This is a genomic window from Kitasatospora sp. NPDC085879, from assembly GCF_040686255.1.
Taxonomy (GTDB): Bacteria; Actinomycetota; Actinomycetes; order Streptomycetales; family Streptomycetaceae; genus Kitasatospora.
This window is the reverse complement of the sequence record NZ_JBFBJZ010000038.1, coordinates 41,261-56,924: the sequence shown is the minus strand read 5'-3', so window position 1 is coordinate 56,924 and position 15,664 is coordinate 41,261. Positions and strand designations below refer to the sequence as shown.

At 73.9% G+C, this 15,664-nt stretch carries 15 protein-coding genes; 10 read left to right on the top strand and 5 right to left on the bottom strand.

Going from position 1 to position 15,664, the window contains the following annotated elements; genetic code table 11:
- Window positions 1–92: 92 nt before the first annotated feature.
- Window positions 93–1,913 (bottom strand): serine/threonine-protein kinase, encoded by a 1,821-nt coding sequence (locus AB0P35_RS26415; RefSeq protein ID WP_363515177.1) that lies wholly within the window; start codon window positions 1,911–1,913, stop codon window positions 93–95.
- A gap of 179 nt (window positions 1,914–2,092) precedes the next feature.
- Complete coding sequence (locus AB0P35_RS26410) at window positions 2,093–3,703, bottom strand: MFS transporter (RefSeq protein ID WP_363515174.1); 1,611 nt, start codon at window positions 3,701–3,703, stop codon at window positions 2,093–2,095.
- Window positions 3,704–3,926: 223 nt separating this feature from the next.
- Here AB0P35_RS26410 and AB0P35_RS26405 point away from each other — a divergent pair, with 223 nt between their 5' ends.
- The 3 genes from AB0P35_RS26405 (at window position 3,927) to AB0P35_RS26395 (ending at window position 6,327) form a co-directional block, all read left to right on the top strand.
- Window positions 3,927–4,616, top strand: coding sequence for a TetR family transcriptional regulator (locus tag AB0P35_RS26405; RefSeq protein WP_363515171.1), 690 nt, complete (start codon window positions 3,927–3,929; stop codon window positions 4,614–4,616).
- Between the two features lie 25 nt (window positions 4,617–4,641).
- Window positions 4,642–4,992, top strand: coding sequence for an MmcQ/YjbR family DNA-binding protein (locus tag AB0P35_RS26400; RefSeq protein WP_095875004.1), 351 nt, complete (start codon window positions 4,642–4,644; stop codon window positions 4,990–4,992).
- Window positions 4,993–5,145: 153 nt separating this feature from the next.
- Window positions 5,146–6,327: an alpha/beta hydrolase gene (locus AB0P35_RS26395; RefSeq protein ID WP_363515168.1), complete on the top strand. Its 1,182-nt coding sequence runs from the start codon at window positions 5,146–5,148 to the stop codon at window positions 6,325–6,327.
- Between the two features lie 27 nt (window positions 6,328–6,354).
- Here the strand turns inward: AB0P35_RS26395 and AB0P35_RS26390 are convergent, their stop codons facing one another.
- Both AB0P35_RS26390 and AB0P35_RS26385 read right to left on the bottom strand, forming a co-directional pair.
- On the bottom strand, window positions 6,355–7,359 hold the full coding sequence (locus tag AB0P35_RS26390; RefSeq protein ID WP_363515165.1) for an aldo/keto reductase: 1,005 nt from the start codon (window positions 7,357–7,359) through the stop codon (window positions 6,355–6,357).
- Window positions 7,356–7,766, bottom strand: a complete 411-nt coding sequence (locus AB0P35_RS26385; RefSeq protein ID WP_363515216.1) for a MerR family transcriptional regulator — start codon at window positions 7,764–7,766, stop codon at window positions 7,356–7,358. Before AB0P35_RS26385 ends, AB0P35_RS26390 begins: the two co-directional genes overlap by 4 nt.
- 202 nt (window positions 7,767–7,968) lie before the next feature.
- On the opposite strand from AB0P35_RS26385, the gene AB0P35_RS26380 reads away from it, so the two are divergent.
- On the top strand, window positions 7,969–8,802 hold the full coding sequence (locus AB0P35_RS26380) for a serine hydrolase domain-containing protein (RefSeq protein ID WP_363515162.1): 834 nt from the start codon (window positions 7,969–7,971) through the stop codon (window positions 8,800–8,802).
- 50 nt (window positions 8,803–8,852) lie between these two features.
- Window positions 8,853–9,644 carry a hypothetical protein gene (locus AB0P35_RS26375; protein WP_363515159.1) on the top strand — a complete coding sequence of 264 codons (792 nt, stop codon included), beginning with the start codon at window positions 8,853–8,855 and terminating at the stop codon, window positions 9,642–9,644.
- A 13-nt stretch (window positions 9,645–9,657) separates the two neighbouring features.
- Here AB0P35_RS26375 and AB0P35_RS26370 read toward each other — a convergent pair whose 3' ends face one another.
- Window positions 9,658–10,434 (bottom strand): pirin family protein, encoded by a 777-nt coding sequence (locus tag AB0P35_RS26370; RefSeq protein WP_363515156.1) that lies wholly within the window; start codon window positions 10,432–10,434, stop codon window positions 9,658–9,660.
- A gap of 216 nt (window positions 10,435–10,650) precedes the next feature.
- On the opposite strand from AB0P35_RS26370, the gene AB0P35_RS26365 reads away from it, so the two are divergent.
- From AB0P35_RS26365 to fabF, 5 genes are all read left to right on the top strand, one after another.
- Window positions 10,651–11,847 carry a PucR family transcriptional regulator gene (locus AB0P35_RS26365; protein WP_179419569.1) on the top strand — a complete coding sequence of 399 codons (1,197 nt, stop codon included), beginning with the start codon at window positions 10,651–10,653 and terminating at the stop codon, window positions 11,845–11,847.
- A 90-nt stretch (window positions 11,848–11,937) separates the two neighbouring features.
- Window positions 11,938–12,879: an ACP S-malonyltransferase gene (locus tag AB0P35_RS26360; RefSeq protein WP_363515153.1), complete on the top strand. Its 942-nt coding sequence runs from the start codon at window positions 11,938–11,940 to the stop codon at window positions 12,877–12,879.
- Window positions 12,876–13,907, top strand: coding sequence for a beta-ketoacyl-ACP synthase III (locus tag AB0P35_RS26355; protein ID WP_363515150.1), 1,032 nt, complete (start codon window positions 12,876–12,878; stop codon window positions 13,905–13,907). The genes AB0P35_RS26360 and AB0P35_RS26355 overlap by 4 nt, the downstream gene beginning before the upstream one ends.
- 91 nt (window positions 13,908–13,998) lie before the next feature.
- A complete protein-coding gene (locus tag AB0P35_RS26350) occupies window positions 13,999–14,241 on the top strand; it encodes an acyl carrier protein (RefSeq protein ID WP_095874994.1) in 243 nt (80 codons plus the stop codon).
- Window positions 14,242–14,356: 115 nt separating this feature from the next.
- Window positions 14,357–15,625, top strand: coding sequence for a beta-ketoacyl-ACP synthase II (gene fabF, locus AB0P35_RS26345; protein WP_363515147.1), 1,269 nt, complete (start codon window positions 14,357–14,359; stop codon window positions 15,623–15,625).
- Window positions 15,626–15,664 lie beyond the last annotated feature (39 nt).

Genomic DNA, 15,664 nt, shown 5'->3' with positions numbered 1-15,664 from the left:
TCCGCAGTCCCGGTCCGGAGGGCCGGCCGCCCCGCAGGGGGTGGCCGGCCCTCCGGCGTTCCCGGGGGCGTCGGGGCGCACCGCTGCGTGACTCACTGCAGCGTGAAGCCGGCGAGGACGGTGTTGAACTGCTGCCGGGTGGCCGTCCAGTCGCCCTCCGGCGAGGACATGTAGATCGCGTACTCGGTACCGTCCGGGGCGATGAACGCCTGGTCGATCGCGTGCCGCGGCGTGCCCTGCTGGTCGCTGAAGGTGAACTCCCACAGGGCGCCCTCGTGGCCCTGGTAGACGTTCGGCTGCAGGGTGAGCCGGGTGTAGTCGGGCTGGTCGGAGACGGTCTGCTCCAGCTCCAGGAAATGCGCCTCCGGCGACTGCACGGCACCGGGGGAGACGCCGAAGCGCAGCAGGTGCACGCCGCCGTCCGGCGAGTAGTCGATCTGGCCGCCGGACTCGCTGCGGGTCCAGCCCTGCGGGACGGGCACCCGGAAGCCCGCGGGGTCGTCGCTCCAACGGAACCCGGCCGGGGCCGGGGTACCGGTGGGAGTGGGCGTCGGCGTCGGTGTGGGGGTGGGTGTCGGCGTGGGCGTCGGTGAGGGGGTTGGTGTCGGCGTGGGTGTCGGGGTCGGCGTGGGTGTCGGGGTCGGCGTGGGCGTCGGGGTCGGTGCGGTCGCCGTGGTGGAGTTGCCGGCCGCGGGCGGGCCCGGGTTGTCCGAGCCGCCGCCGAGCACCGCGAACGCCACTCCGGCGGCCAGGGCGGCCGCCACCAGCACGCCCGCCGCGATCAACCAGGCCCTGCGGCGCCCGTGCGGCGCCCCGTCCCCCTCGGCGGGCTGACCCGGCGGCCCCTGCGGCGGTCGTGCGGCCGCCATGTCCTCGGGCGGCGGTGCCGCGGACAGCGCCGCCGGGACGGCGACGGGCGTCGGCGGGGTCGCCACCGTGGGCAGGCCCAGGACGGGAGTGGAGCGCTCGGTGGGCGGATGTGCGGCGGTCCGTCCCCGCCCGCCGGCCAGCTCGTGCAGCATCGCGAGGGCCTCCGGCGCGGTGGGCCGCTCGGCCGGGTCCTTGCGGAGCAGGGCCTCCAGCACGGGCGCCAGCGGGCCGGCGTTCCGCGGCTCCGGCAGCGGGTCGGCGACCACCGCCTGGAGGGTGCTCATGGTGGTCGTCCGGTGGAACGGCGACTGCCCCTCGACCGCGGCGTACAGCGTCGCACCGAGCGACCAGAGGTCGGACTCGGGGCCGGGCCGGTGGCCGGTGACCCGCTCCGGCGCCACGTAGTCCGGCGAGCCGACGATGTCACCGGTGCGGGTCAGCCCGGGCGAGCCGGCCAGCACGGCGATGCCGAAGTCGGTGAGGACGGCCCGGCCGCCGCGCTCCAGCAGGATGTTGGCGGGCTTCACGTCCCGGTGCAGGACGCCGTGCCGGTGCGCCTCGTCGAGGGCGTCCACGACCTGCTCGCCGATCCGGGCGGCGTCCCGGGGCAGCAGGGTGCCCTCCTCGGCGACGACCTCGGCGAGCGAACGGCCGTCGATCAGCTCCATCACGATCCACGGCCGGCCCGCCTCCTCCAGCACGTCGTACACCGTGATGACGCCGGGGTGCTTGAGCATGGCGGCCGCCCTGGCCTCCTGCTCCATCCGCGCCCGGACGGCGGCGAGGTCCTCCTCCGGCAGGCCCGCGACGCTCAGCTCCTTGACCGCCACCTGGCGGGCGAGCTTGTCGTCCCGGGCGACCCACACCGTGCCCATGCCGCCCCGCCCGAGCCGCCGCCCGAGCCGGTACCGCCCGGCGAGCAGCCGGCCGTCGGAGCCCGGCCCGCCGGCGGTCGCGTCCGCGTTGTCGCCGGTCTGCCGCGCGCCGGCGCCGTCGTCCGCGCCGGGGCCGGTCGGGGGTGTGCCGTCGTCCGCTGGGTCCATGGCCGTCCCCTGTGCCCGTCCGAAGTCCGCTGCGGCCGGATCCCGGTAGCGGCCCCCCGCCGGGTCCCAGTCTGGGGCCGGGGCCGGACGGCGGCGACCGGGGCCGACGGCGTCCGGGAGACGCGCCGCACCCGGCCGGGAGCGGGCTCCTGTCCGGGTGCGGCGGGGGTGTGCGGGCGTCAGATGTGGACGGCCGGACCGGCGTCGTTGGCGCCGCGCTTGGTGAGCAGGCCGAGCCCGGCGGCGGCCAGGGCCACCACGGCGGCCACCACGAAGGCGAGCGACATGCCGCTGACGAAGGAGGTGTGGACGGCGTTCGCCATCGCGTCGACCGCCTGCTGCGGGGTGCCGGCCGGGGCCGGCGGGGCGATGCCGAGCTGCGCGGCCTGGTTGAGGCCCTCGGCCTGGGCGCCCCGGACCGGCGGCAGGCCGGCCTTGGCCCAGTTCTCCGGCAGCACGTCGGTGACCTTGGAGGCCATCACCGCGCCGAGGACGGCGGTGCCGAGGCTGCCGCCGACCTGCATGGCGGCCTGCTGCAGGCCGCCGGCGACGCCGGAGAGCTCCAGCGGGGCGTTGCCGACGATGACCTCGGTGGCGCCGACCATGACCGGGCTCAGGCCGAGGCCCATCAGCACGAACCAGAGCGACATGACGCCGGTGCCGGAGTCGGTGGAGAGCGTCGACATGCCGAGCATGGCGGCGGTGGTGAAGAGCATGCCGGCGACGATCGGGACGCGCGGGCCGAGCTTGCCGATCGCGGCGCCGGCCAGCGGGGCGCCGACGATCATCATGCCGGTCATCGGCAGCAGGTGGACACCGGCGTCGACCGGGGCCATGCCGTGCACGTTCTGCAGGTAGAAGGTGACGAAGAAGACGCCGCCGAAGAAGGCGAAGGCCATCAGCACCATGAGCAGGGTGCCGGCCGACAGCGGCACCGAGCGGAACAGGCTGAGCGGGATCAGCGGCTCCTTCGCCCTGGTCTGCCAGAAGGCGAAGACGATCATCGCCAGCACGGCGCCGCCGAGGAAGAGCAGCGTCGCCGGGTCGCCCCAGCCCCAGACCGGGGCCTTGATGATGCCCCAGACCAGCATGAACATCGCTCCGGAGAGCAGCACGATGCCGGGGATGTCGAAGGACTTCGCGGCGTTCTCGATCTTCACGTCGCGCAGGATCCACAGGCCGAGCGCGAGGGCGATCAGGCCGACCGGGATGTTGATGAAGAAGACCGACTCCCAGTTCACGTGCTCGACCAGCAGGCCGCCGACGATCGGGCCGGCCGCGGTGGAGGCGCCGATCACGCCGCCCCAGATGCCGATCGCCATGTTGAGCTTCTCGGCCGGGAAGGCGCCGCGGAGCAGTCCCAGCGCGGCGGGCTGCAGCAGCGCGCCGAACAGGCCCTGCAGGACGCGGAAGAGGATGACCGTCCGGATGCTGCCTGCGAAGCCGATCGCGGCCGAGGTGGCGGCGAAGCCCGCCGCGCCGACGAGGAAGGTCGCCTTGTGGCCGAACCTGTCGCCGATCTTGCCGGCGGTGACCAGGAAGACCGCGAGGGCCAGCAGGTAGCCGCTGGTGACCCACTGGATGTCGGCGGGCGAGGCGCCGAGGTCGGCCTGGATGGCGGGGTTGGCGATGGCCACGACGGTGCCGTCGAGGGCCACCATCATCACGCCGACCGCGACGGTGAGCAGGGTCAGCCAGGGGTGCCCCTGGAGGCCTCGGGAGCCGGTCGGCGGGGTGCCGGCCTGCGCCGGCGCGTCCGCCTTCCCGGTCTTGACGACGGACGAACTCATGGCTGCTGCCCTCCGGGGGCGAGTCGGACGAGGGGTGACGTGACACGGGTGACGTGGCGCCGCGGGCCCACCCGTCCCCACGGCTGTCCGGCCCGCGGCGCCACACGCGGGAACATTATGTCAGCTGCTGACATTCGGCAATTCATGACGTACGTCTGACACTGACATATGGCAGAGCCGCTATCGTGGTATCCGTCCCGCTCTGCCAGGAAAGGCGCCCTGCATGGCCCTGCCGCTCACCCCCTCCCGCACCGGACAGCCGGCCTCCGACTGCCGGGTCCTCGGACTGCGCGAGCGGAAGAAGCAGCGCACCAGGGACTCCCTGGTGGCGGCCGCCCACGACCTCTTCCTGCGGCAGGGCTACGCCAGCACCACCGTCGACGAGATCGCCGCCGGCGTGGACGTCTCGCAGCGCACCTTCTTCCGGTACTTCGCCAACAAGGAGGAGGTCGCGCTGGCCGTCCTCGCGGACGCCGAGGACTACTTCGTCGACTGCCTGCGGCGACGGCCCGCCGAGGAGACCCCGCTGCAGGCCATGCGGGCCGCCGTCACCGAGGCCTGGCAGGTGCTGAGCCGGGACGAGAACAGCGGCTCCGGCGGCGTCCAGGCCGCGCTGGAGCTCATCGACCTCATCGAGTCCACACCGGTGCTGCTCGCCGCCCACCTGCGGCGCACCATCGAGCAGGAGGGCGTGGTCACCGCGATCCTCGCCGAGCGCGAGGGCCTCGACCCGGCAGCCGACGTCCGGCCCCGGGTACTGGCCGCCGCCTTCGGCGCCGTCATCCGGGTCTCCCACCTGTCCTGGACGTCCGACACCGCCGCCCACGCGGCCGGCCCCGACGGCATGATCGCCATCATCGAGCGCCACCTCGACCAGCTCGGGCCCGCCCTGGCCGGCCCCTGGCGCGACTGAGGGCCCCCGCACCTAGGCTGGCGGTATGGTGACGTTCGATCAGTTCCTGGCGATGGGCCTGGCCCTGCCCTCCGCCGCCGAGCGGCTGACCTGGGAGACCGAGGTGACCCTGCGGGTCGGCGAGAAGATCTTCGCCATGGGCACCCCCGAGTCGGGCCGGGTCTGCGTCAAGGCCTCCAAGGAGGAACAGGCGGCGCTGCTCGCGGCCGATCCGGACACCTACTCCGTCGCCCCCTACGTCGGCCGGCACGGCTGGGTGCTGATCGAGCTCGGCCGGGTCGGCACGGACGAGCTGCGCGAACTGGTCACCGAGGCGTGGCGGCGCACGGCACCCAAGAAGCTGGTCCGAACGTTCGACACAGAACGGGCAACCTGACGCCACGCCAGGTCCCTCTCCTGTGTGACTCATCCCACGGTTTAGACTCTGCTCACCCCCAGCCCGGGCGTTCTACCCTGGCTGGCACAGCATTCGTACCACCGTCGGGCGACGCCCGCTGTCACGGTCACCGGCCCGAGGGAGAGTACGCCCATGCAGCGCAGGCGGGTCAAGCGCATGCTGATAGGCGCCTTTGCCGCCTCCGCCGTCCTGCTGGACGCCGGCGCGGCCGCCGCCCAGGCCGCCGCCTCCAACGAACAGGTGGCGATCACGACCCCGCCGGCCGGCAGTGCCGCCTGGGTCGAGGACGAGTCGACCGGCCACGCCCTGCCCGACCCGGCCACCGCCGACGCACCGACCGTCGCCGCCTTCTTCGCCGGCCTGAAAGAGTCCGAGCAGGACCGGCTCGCCGAGGTGTATCCGCTGGTCGTGGGCAACCTCGACGGCGTACCGCTCGAGCTGCGCTACCGCGCCAACCGGATCGCGATCACCGAGGAGGTCGAGCGCGCCCGGGAGCGCGCCGACGACCACCGCCTCTCCCCCGTCGAGCGCGCCGCCGCCGCCGTCCGCGCCGACGACACCGAGCGGCTGCTGAAGTCCGGCCGGCAGATCCTCGCCTTCGACCCGCGCGGCCGCGGCCTGGTCAGCGAGGCGTACGGCGACCTCGCCGCCGCCGACCGGGTCGCCGTGCTCGTCCCGGGCTCGGACGCCGACCTCGCCCACTTCGACCAGACCGCCGACCCGCTGCGCTCGGTCACCGGCATGGCCCGGGCCCTGCTCGCCGAGGAGCACCGGCAGTCGCCCGGCACCCGCACCGCCGTGGTCGCCTGGACCGGTTACGTCACCCCCTCGGGGCTCGGCCCCGACGCGGTCACCGCCCGGCTCGCCGAGGCCGCCGCACCCCGGCTGCTCCGGCTGCTGGCCGGACTGCGGCAGACCGGCAGGGCCACCGTCCCGCCCACGCTGTTCTGCCACTCCTACGGCTCGGTGGTGTGCGGCACCGCCGCCCCGGCGATCCACGGCTCCGCCCCCGCCGACGTGGTGGTGTTCGGCAGCCCGGGGATGGGCGTGCAGGCCGCGGGCGAGCTCGGCCCCGGCGTCCGGGTGTGGGCGACCCGCAACCCCACCGACTGGATCGGCAACGTGCCGTACCTGGAGTTCGGCGGCTTCGGCCACGGCGCCGACCCCACCACCCAGGAGTTCGGCGCCGTCGACGTCTCCTCGCAGGGGTCCAACGGCCACACCGGCTACTTCGCGGACGGCACCCAGAGCCTGCACAACTTCGGCGCCATCGCGCTCGGCGACTACGGGGACGTCACCCGCCGCCAGCCGTAGCCCCGGCGGGCCGCCCCGCCCACCGGACTACTCGCGGGCCGCCGAGGTCGAGGACATGTCGGCGTAGCGGTTGCCGGCCACCCGGCCGGCGATCGGCTCCAGCTCGGCGAGTTCCGCGTCGGTCAGTCGCAGCTCGGCGGCGGCCGTGTTCTCCGCGAGCCGGCTGCGCTTGCGGGTGCCCGGGATCGGCACCACGGTCAGCCCGTGCACCTCGGCCCGCCGGTGCACCCAGGCCAGCGCGACCTGCGCGGCGGTGGCGCCGCGCTCCGCCGCGATCTTCTGGATCGGCGCCACCAGGGCCGCGTTGCCCGCCGCGTTGTCCCCGGAGAACTGCGGGTGGTAGCGCCGGTAGTCGTCCGAGCTCAGCTGCTCGGCGGCGGTGAACGCGCCGGTCAGGAAGCCGCGGCCGAGCGGCGAGTACGGCACGAAGGCGACCCCGAGCTCGGCGGCGGCCGGCACCGCGGTCCGCTCGACGTCCCGCGAGAAGATCGACCACTCGGACTGCAGCGCCGTGATCGGGTGCACCGCGTGGGCCTCGCGCAGTTCGGCGCCGGTGACCTCGGAGAGCCCGAGGTGGCGGACCTTGCCGGCCTGCACCAGCTCGGCCATGGCGCCCACCGACTCGGCGAACGGCACCGCGGGGTCGCGGCGGTGCATGTAGTAGAGGTCGATCACGTCGACGCCGAGCCGCTTCAGCGAGGCGTCCACCGCACTGCGGATGTACGCCGGGTCGTTGCGGACGGCCCGGTAGGTGGGGTCGTCGGCGCGCCGCTCGATGGCGAACTTGGTGGCCAGCACGACGCGGTCCCGGTTCGCCCGGACGAAGGGGCCGATCAGCTCCTCGTTGTGGCCCGAGCCGTAGATGTCGGCGGTGTCGAACAGGGTGACGCCCAGGTCGAGCGCGGCGTCCAGGGTGGCCAGCGCCTCCTCGGTGTCGGTCGGGCCGTAGAACTCGCTCATGCCCATGCAGCCGAGGCCCTGGATGCCGACGACCGGGCCGTTGCTGCCGAGCGGTGCGGTGGGGAGGGTCATGCGCTCTTCTGCTTCCTGCCGGCCGCATCCCCGGCGGTGCCGGCCGAAGGGCCGGTGCCGCCCGCGATGCGGGACGAATAGAGGTCGATCTTGTGGTCCAGCACGGCGAGCGTGGCGTGCAGATCCGCGATCCGCTGCCGGACCTCCGCGCGCTGGGCGACGAGGATGTCGTGCCGCTCGCCCATCGTTCCGTCGCCTTCCCGGGCCAGCTCCACGTAGCGCAGCATGTCCGCCACCGGCATCCCGGTCAGCCGCAGCCGGCCCAGGAAGGCCAGCCGGGCCAGGTCGGCGCCGCAGTAGCGGCGCTGGCCGGAGTGCGAGCGGTCCACCGGGTCGAGCAGGCCGATCCGCTCGTACCAGCGCAGCGTGTGCGCGGTCAGGCCGGTGGTCGCGGAGACCTCGCTGATCGTGTGCCACTCGCCGCGGTCCGCCTCGGCCGGCTCGTCGTGACTGCAGGCGAGCGGATCGGTGAGAACGGTCGCGGGGTGGGCGGACGGTGCCACGGAGGCCTCCTCGGTGGTCGGCGACGGCTACGACGCTACTGAGTTGGAGTGCACTCCAAGCAAGCCTGCCACGCGTGGGCACCCGGGGGGCGGCTATGGTCGGCGCATGCAGAGCTTGCGGATGATCGAGGACTGGCCGGTGCCCAACGCGGCGGCCGCGGTGGTACGAGGTGCGGACGGCGCGGTGCTGGGCGCGCACGGAACGCAGGAGCACCTGTTCCCACTGGCGTCGGTGACCAAGCTGCTCTCCGCGTACGCCGCGCTCGTCGCCGTCGAGGAGGGCGTCTTCGAACTCGACGACCCGGCCGGGCCCGAGGGCTCGACCGTCCGTCACCTGCTCGCCCACACCTCGGGGCTGGCCTTCGACGAGCACCGGGTGATGGCCGGGCCCGGCACGCGCCGGCTCTACTCCAACGCCGGCTTCGACGTCCTCGCCGACACCCTGGAGAAGGCCTCCGGCATCCCGTTCGCGCAGTACGCGCAGGACGCCGTCTTCCGGCCGCTCGGCATGCACGCCACGCTGATCAACACCGCGCACCGGGCACCGGCCGGCGCGGGCGGCCTGTCCACCGTGGCGGACCTCGCGCTCTTCGCCGCCGAGCTGCAGGCGCCGCGGCTGCTCGACCCGTCGACCGTGCACCGCGCCACCCGCGAGGTCGCCTTCCCGGGCCTCGGCGGCGTCCTGCCCGGCTTCGGCCACCGCCGCCCCAACGACTGGGGCCTCGGCTTCGAGATCCGCGACACCAAGGACCCGCACTGGACGGGCACCACCAGCTCCCCCGAGACCTTCGGCCACTTCGGCCAGTCCGGCACCTTCCTCTGGGTCGACCCCGCCGCCGGCGTCGCCACCGTCGCCCTGACGGACCGTGACTTCGGACCCTGGGCCGCCGAAGTGTGGCCCCTCTTCACCGACGCCGTCCTCGCCGAGCTCCGAGGCTGAGGCACGGTCAGGCTTGCCCAGGCCGGTGCGGTTCCGGTAGACCATCGGCCGTGCATTCGACTCCGGTGACCCGGCTGCGGCAGCTGCTCCTCGTCGGGGGCTACCGCGGACCGTTCCTCCTCGCGCTGCTCGTCCTCTTCGTCGCGGCCGTGCCGCAGGCGACCGGCATCGTCGCGGTCGGCGCCGCGGTGGCCGCCGTGTGCGCGATGGCGCTGGCCGCCCTGGGCTGGATCGTCTTCCTCGTCGCGATCACCGCGCCGACCGCCGCGGCCGCCGCCCTGTGGCGCCGCCGCGAGCGGCTGCGCAGGCCGGGCGATTCGGTGCTGGCGGGGTGTGCGGTCCTGGCCGCGGCGGCGCTGCTGGCGTTCAGCCTGCCGGCCGCGGACTGGGCGATGGCGTTCCTGGCCGTCGCGGGTGCCGGCGCCACCGTCGTGCTCTGGTTCGGGTGGCTCTTCTCCGCGGCGCCCTCGGCCGCCGTCCGTCCCCGGGGCAACTGGCGCTGGGCGGTGCCGCCGCTGCTGGTGGCGGCGACCGCGGCCCTGCTGTACTTCCAGGTGCCGCAGCAGGCCCGCTTCGCGGTGGCCCGGCCGGCGCTGGCCGGGTTCGCCGCGCGGGTGGAGGCGGGCGGCCGGCTGCCGCAGCCGGCGTACATCGGCACGTACCCGGTGGCGGACGTGACCGCCGTCGGGGGCCGCGGGTTCCGGTTCACCGTGCCGGGCAGCGGTCTGCTCGAGACGACCGGCTTCGCGTACCTGCCGGACGGCCCGCCGGACGACGACATGACCTACACCCGGGTGTCCGGCCGCTGGTACAGCTGGTCGGACCACGCGGACCTCTTCTGAACCCGGCCCGCCCTCAGCCGTAGGTGACCGGCGTGTGCATCTCCCAGAGCAGGAGTTCGGCGCCGTCGGGGCCGGCCGAGGGGTCGGTGAAGGCGTCACCGGTGATGCGGACGGCGTCGCCGGGTTCGAGGGAGCGGCCGGCGCCGTGGGGGCCGGGCACGGTGCGGTAGCCGAGGGAGCCGGCGGTGAGGTGGACGTACCGGTAGGGCGCCTCGGGGAGGGCGGGCAGCGGCTGCCAGGGGCCGGCGGTGACCAGGTACAGGGCGGCGTCGGAGCGGCGCAGCCGCAGCGCGTCCGACGCCGCGTCGCGTTCCAGGCCGGAGGCGAGCAGGGTGAGTCCGTCCGCGGCCGGTTCGACCCGCCGCAGGCCGTACGCGGGGGTCGTCCCGAACTCGTCCGGCTGGAGCCACATCTGCACGAAGCGCACGGGCACCTCGGCGCCGCCGAGGTTCCGTTCGGTGTGGCCGACGCCGGAGCCGGCGCTGAGGTGCTGGACCGTGCCGGGGCGGACGATCCCGGCGTGGCCGTCGCTGTCGCGGTGGGCGAGCGCGCCCTCCAGCACCCAGGTGAGGATCTCGGTGTCGCGGTGCCGGTGCTCGTCGAAGCCGGCGCCGGGGGCGAGGGTCTCCTCGTTGCAGGCGAGGAGCGCGCCGAAGTGGGTGTTCTTCGGGTCGTAGTGCCCGGAGAAGGAGAAGGAGTGCCGGGTCTCGATGCCTTCGGCCGGGGTGGAGCGGTAGCGCTCGGGGGCCCGGCGGAGGTCGGCGCGGCCGCGGTCTCGGGTCTCGGTCACCCGCTTACGGTAGCCGGTCGTGCCCGGCGCGCCGGGCGCGACCGGCGGGGGGGTGTGCACGAGCACGCCGTGTGGTGAGGCAGTCTTGTTCCTGTGCCAGCCGCTTCAGCAGAACCCGACAGTGCAAAGCCCGACAGTGCGAGGGCCGACAAGAAGGCCGCCGCCCGCAAGGCGGCCCCGGCCGGGGAGTCGCCGCGCCCGCCGAGAGGCGGGCGGCTGACCGCGCAGGAGCGCCGACTGGCCGCCGAGCGTGCGGAGTTGCGCACGGCGACGCTGAAACGGCTGGAGAAGTCCTCGGGCAAGTTGGCGACCGCGGCGATCGCCCGGATGGACGACCAGCTGGCCTGGTACCGGCGGATGCCGCCGGAGCACCGGTCGTGGATCGGCCTGGTCGCGCAGGCGGGCATCGCCGCGTTCACGGAGTGGTACCGGCACCCGGAGGCGCCGCAGGCGATCTCCACGGACGTCTTCGGTACGGCGCCGCGCGAGCTGACCCGGGCGATCACGCTGCGGCAGACCGTGGAGCTGATCCGCACCACCATCGAGGTGATGGAGGAGGCCATCGAGGAGGTGGCCGCCCCGGGCGACGAGGCCGGGATGCGCGAGTCGGTGCTGGTGTACGCGCGGGAGATCGCCTTCGCGACGGCCCAGGTGTACGCGCAGGCGGCGGAGGCCCGCGGCGCCTGGGACGCCCGCCTGGAGGCCCTGGTGGTGAACTCGCTGCTGTCCGGCGACGCCGACGAGGGGGTGCTGTCGCGGGCGGCCGCCCTGGGCTGGGGTCAGCCGAGCCAGGTGCGGGTGGTGATGGGCAGCGCCCCGGACGGGGACAGCGAGGCGGTGGTGGAGGCGATCCGACGGGCCGCCAGGTACGCCAAGCTGCAGGTGCTGACGGGGGTGCTGGGCCGCCGGCTGGTCGTGGTGGTGGGCGGCGACAAGGAGCCCGTGCACACCGCGAAGGCACTGATCGGACAGTTCGCGCCGGGCCCGGTGGTGGTGGGGCCGAGCGTGCCGGACCTGCTGTCGGCGACACGGTCGGCGCAGGCCGCGGCGGCCGGGCTGAAGGCGTGCGCGGCGTGGCCGGACGCGCCGCGCCCGGTACTGGCCGACGACCTGCTGCCCGAGCGCGCGCTGGCCGGGGACCAGGCGGCCAGACGCCAGCTGGTGGAGGAGATCTACACACCGCTGGACGAGGCGGGCTCGGCACTCCTGGAGACGCTGAGTGTCTATCTGGAGCAGGCGTCCTCGTTGGAGGGGGCGGCGCGGATGCTCTTCGTCCACCCGAACACCGTGCGCTACCGGCTGCGTCGTGTGACTGACGTCACGGGCTATGCTCCGTCCGACGTGCGCTCGGCGTTCACCCTGCGCATCGCCCTTGCGCTGGGCCGTCTCGGAGCGGTCGCCGGCCCGGCATGACCGCGCTGTAGGGACTGCACAACCCGGCGTGCTTTTCTTCGTTGTCGTCGCCTACCCGCCCACGGGTGCCTGGCGAGAGAGGGTTGAACCGTGCTCGTAATCGTCGCCCCTGGACAGGGTGCTCAGACCCCCGGATTCCTCAGCCCCTGGCTCGAGCTGGACGGCGCCGCCGACCGCCTCGAGCAGTGGTCCGAGGTGGCCGGTCTCGACCTCGTCCGCTACGGCACCGAGGCTTCCGAGGAAGAGATCAAGGACACCGCGGTGGCCCAGCCGCTGCTGGTGGCCGCCGGTCTGGTGACCGCCGGCGTGCTGTTCGCCGACCGTGACTTCCGCTCGGTGGTGGGCGGTGTGGCCGGCCACAGCGTCGGTGAGATCACCGCGGCCGCCCTGGCGGGTGTGCTGAGCGCCGACGACGCCCTGGCGTTCGTCCGCGAGCGCAGCCTGGGCATGGCGGAGGCCGCCGCGGTGACCGCGACCGGCATGACCGCCGTCCTCGGCGGCGAGCCGGACGTCGTCGCCGCCAAGCTCGCCGAGCACGGGGTGACGGCGGCCAACAACAACGGCGGCGGCCAGATCGTGGCGGCCGGCACCCTGGAGCAGCTGGAGGCGCTGAAGGCGGACCCGCCGGCCGGCGCCAGGCTGATCCCGCTGAAGGTGGCCGGCGCGTTCCACACCGAGCACATGGCTCCGGGTGTGGCGCGGCTGGAGAAGTTCGCGCCGGGCCTGCCGGTCGCCGACCCGGCCGTCGCGTACGTCTCCAACCGGGACGGCGGCGTGGTCGCCTCCGGCGCCGACGTGCTGGCCCGCCTGGTGTCGCAGGTCTCCAACCCGGTCCGCTGGGACCTGTGCATGGAGGCCCTCCAGCAGCTCGGTGCGACGGCCGTGATCGAGCTGTCCCCCGCGGGCACCCTCACCAACCTGGTCAAGCGCAACCTCAAGGGTGTGGCGACGCTGGCCCTCAAGACCCCTGCCGATCTCGACAAGGCCCTCGGGCTGGTCGCCGAGCACGGTGCTCAGGAGAACAACGGATGACAGCGCCCCAGATCAAGCCCGCCACCGGTGCCGCGCACTCGCGCATCCACGGGGTCGGCGGCTACCGCCCCGTCCGGGTGATCCCCAACGCCGAGGTGCTCAACTGGATCGAGTCCTCGGACGAGTGGATCCGCACCCGCAGCGGGATCGCCGAGCGCCGCTGGGCCGGCCCGGAGGAGACCGTCGCCGAGATGTCGGTGCAGGCCGCGGGCAAGGCGATCGCGCAGGCCGGGATCAGCCCGGAGCAGATCGGCGGCGTGATCGTGGCGACCGTCTCGCACCTGAAGCAGACCCCGGCGATCGCCACCGAGATCGCCGACCGGCTGGGCTGCGGCACCGCCCCGGCCTTCGACATCTCGGCCGCCTGCGCCGGCTTCGGCTACGGCCTGGGCCTGGCCGACGGCATGGTGCGCGGCGGCGGCGCCGAGTACGTGCTGGTGATCGGCGTGGAGCGGCTCAGCGACCTGACCGACACCTCCGACCGCTCGACCGCCTTCATCTTCGGTGACGGCGCCGGCGCGGCGGTGGTCGGCCCGTCCGACACCCCCGGCATCGGCAAGGTGATATGGGGCTCGGACGGCTCGCAGCGCGACGTCATCTCGCAGACCCAGGCCTGGGACACCGCGTTCGCCAAGGAGGACGCCGTCAACGGCGCCGGCGACGAGACCAAGTGGCCGGCGCTGCGGATGGAGGGTCAGTCCGTCTTCCGCTGGGCGGTCTGGGAGATGGCGAAGGTGGCCCAGCAGGCGCTGGACGCCGCCGGGATCACCGCCGACCAGCTCGGCGCCTTCATCCCGCACCAGGCGAACATGCGGATCACCGATGCCATGATCAAGGCGCTGAAGCTGCCCGAGTCGGTGCCGGTCGCCCGCGACATCGCCGAGACCGGCAACACCTCGGCTGCCTCCATTCCGCTGGCGATGGAGCGCATGCTGGAGAGCGGTGAGGCCAAGAGCGGCGACCTCGCGCTCATCATCGGCTTCGGGGCGGGTCTCGTGTACGCCGCCGCAGTCGTTACTCTCCCCTAGGCGTCACTCTCCCCAGGGCGCCCGCGCCCCCGCAAACCCGCGACGGTCCGCCGGACCGCTCGCTGTCTACACCCGAAGAGGAGCAGCCGCTATGGCTACCAAGGACGAGGTTCTGGAAGGTCTCGCCGAGATCGTCAACGAGATCGCCGGCATCCCGGCCGAGGACGTCGAGCTCGACAAGTCCTTCACCGACGACCTGGACGTCGACTCGCTCTCCATGGTCGAGGTCGTCGTGGCCGCCGAGGAGCGCTTCGACGTGAAGATCCCGGACGACGAGGTCAAGAACCTCAAGACCGTCGGCGACGCGGTGGACTACATCCTCGCCAACAGCTGAACCCGCGGCCGGCTCGCCGGTCGCCCGCGGTCGACCGGGGCGTATCCCCGCCCCGGTCGGCCGTTCCCCCCGGCCCCTCCGCCACCCCTTGCACACGTGAGAGAAGAAGAAACCAGTGACCGCTGAAAACCGCACCGTGGTAGTCACGGGTATCGGCGCCTTCACGCCGCTGGGCGGCGACGCCGCCTCGTTCTGGGAGGGCCTGCTGGAGGGCCGTTCCGGCGTGGCCGCGCTGACCGAGGAGTGGGCCGCGGAGCTGCCGGTCCGGATCGCCGCGCGTACCGCGGTGGACCCGGCCGACGTGCTGCCGCGTCCGCTGGCCCGCAAGCTGGACCGCTCGGCGCAGTTCGCGCTGATCGCCGCGCGTGAGGCCTGGGCCGACGCCGGCTTCGAGACCCCGGCCACCGACGAGTCCTCCAAGCTCGCGCCCGAGCGCCTGGGCGCCGTGATCGCCTCCGGCATCGGCGGCGTGACCACCCTGCTCGACCAGTACGACGTGCTGAAGGACAAGGGCGTCCGCAAGGTCTCCCCGCACACCGTCCCGATGCTGATGCCGAACTCCCCCGCGGCCAACGTGGGCCTGGAGGTCGGCGCGCGCGCCGGCGTGCACACCCCTGTCTCCGCCTGTGCCTCCGGCGCCGAGGCGATCGGCTACGCGATCGAGATGATCCGTACCGGCCGCGCCGACGTCGTGGTGGCCGGCGGCACCGAGGCGGCGATCCACCCGCTGCCGATCGCCGCGTTCGCCAACATGATGGCGATGTCCAAGAACAACGACGAGCCGCAGCGCGCCTCGCGTCCGTACGACAAGGCCCGTGACGGCTTCGTGCTCGGCGAGGGCGCGGGCGTCGTGGTGCTGGAGTCGGCCGAGCACGCGGCCGCCCGCGGTGCCCGCGTCTACTGCGAGGCCGTCGGCCAGGGCCTGTCCTCGGACGCCCACCACATCGCCCAGCCCGAGCCGACCGGTGCCGGTGTCGCCCGCGCGATCGCCGACCTGTTCGAGCACAGCGACCTGGACAAGGCCGAGGTCGTGCACGTCAACGCGCACGCCACCTCGACCCCGCAGGGCGACACCGCCGAGGTGAAGGCCCTCTCCAAGGAGCTCGGCGAGCACCTGGAGCACGTGGCCATCTCGGCGACCAAGTCGATGACCGGCCACCTGCTCGGCGGCGCCGGCGGCATCGAGACCGTCGCGACCGTGCTGGCGCTGCACCACCGCGTCGCCCCGCCGACCGTCAACGTGGACGACCTTGACGACGACATCCAGGCGGACATCGTCCGCGGCGAGCCGCGCAAGCTCCCGGCCGACGGCCGGATCGCGGCGCTGAACAACTCCTTCGGCTTCGGCGGCCACAACGTGGTCCTCGCCTTCCGCACCGTCTGAGAATCGCTCACTCACCACCGGTAGCGGCTGAGGGAAGGG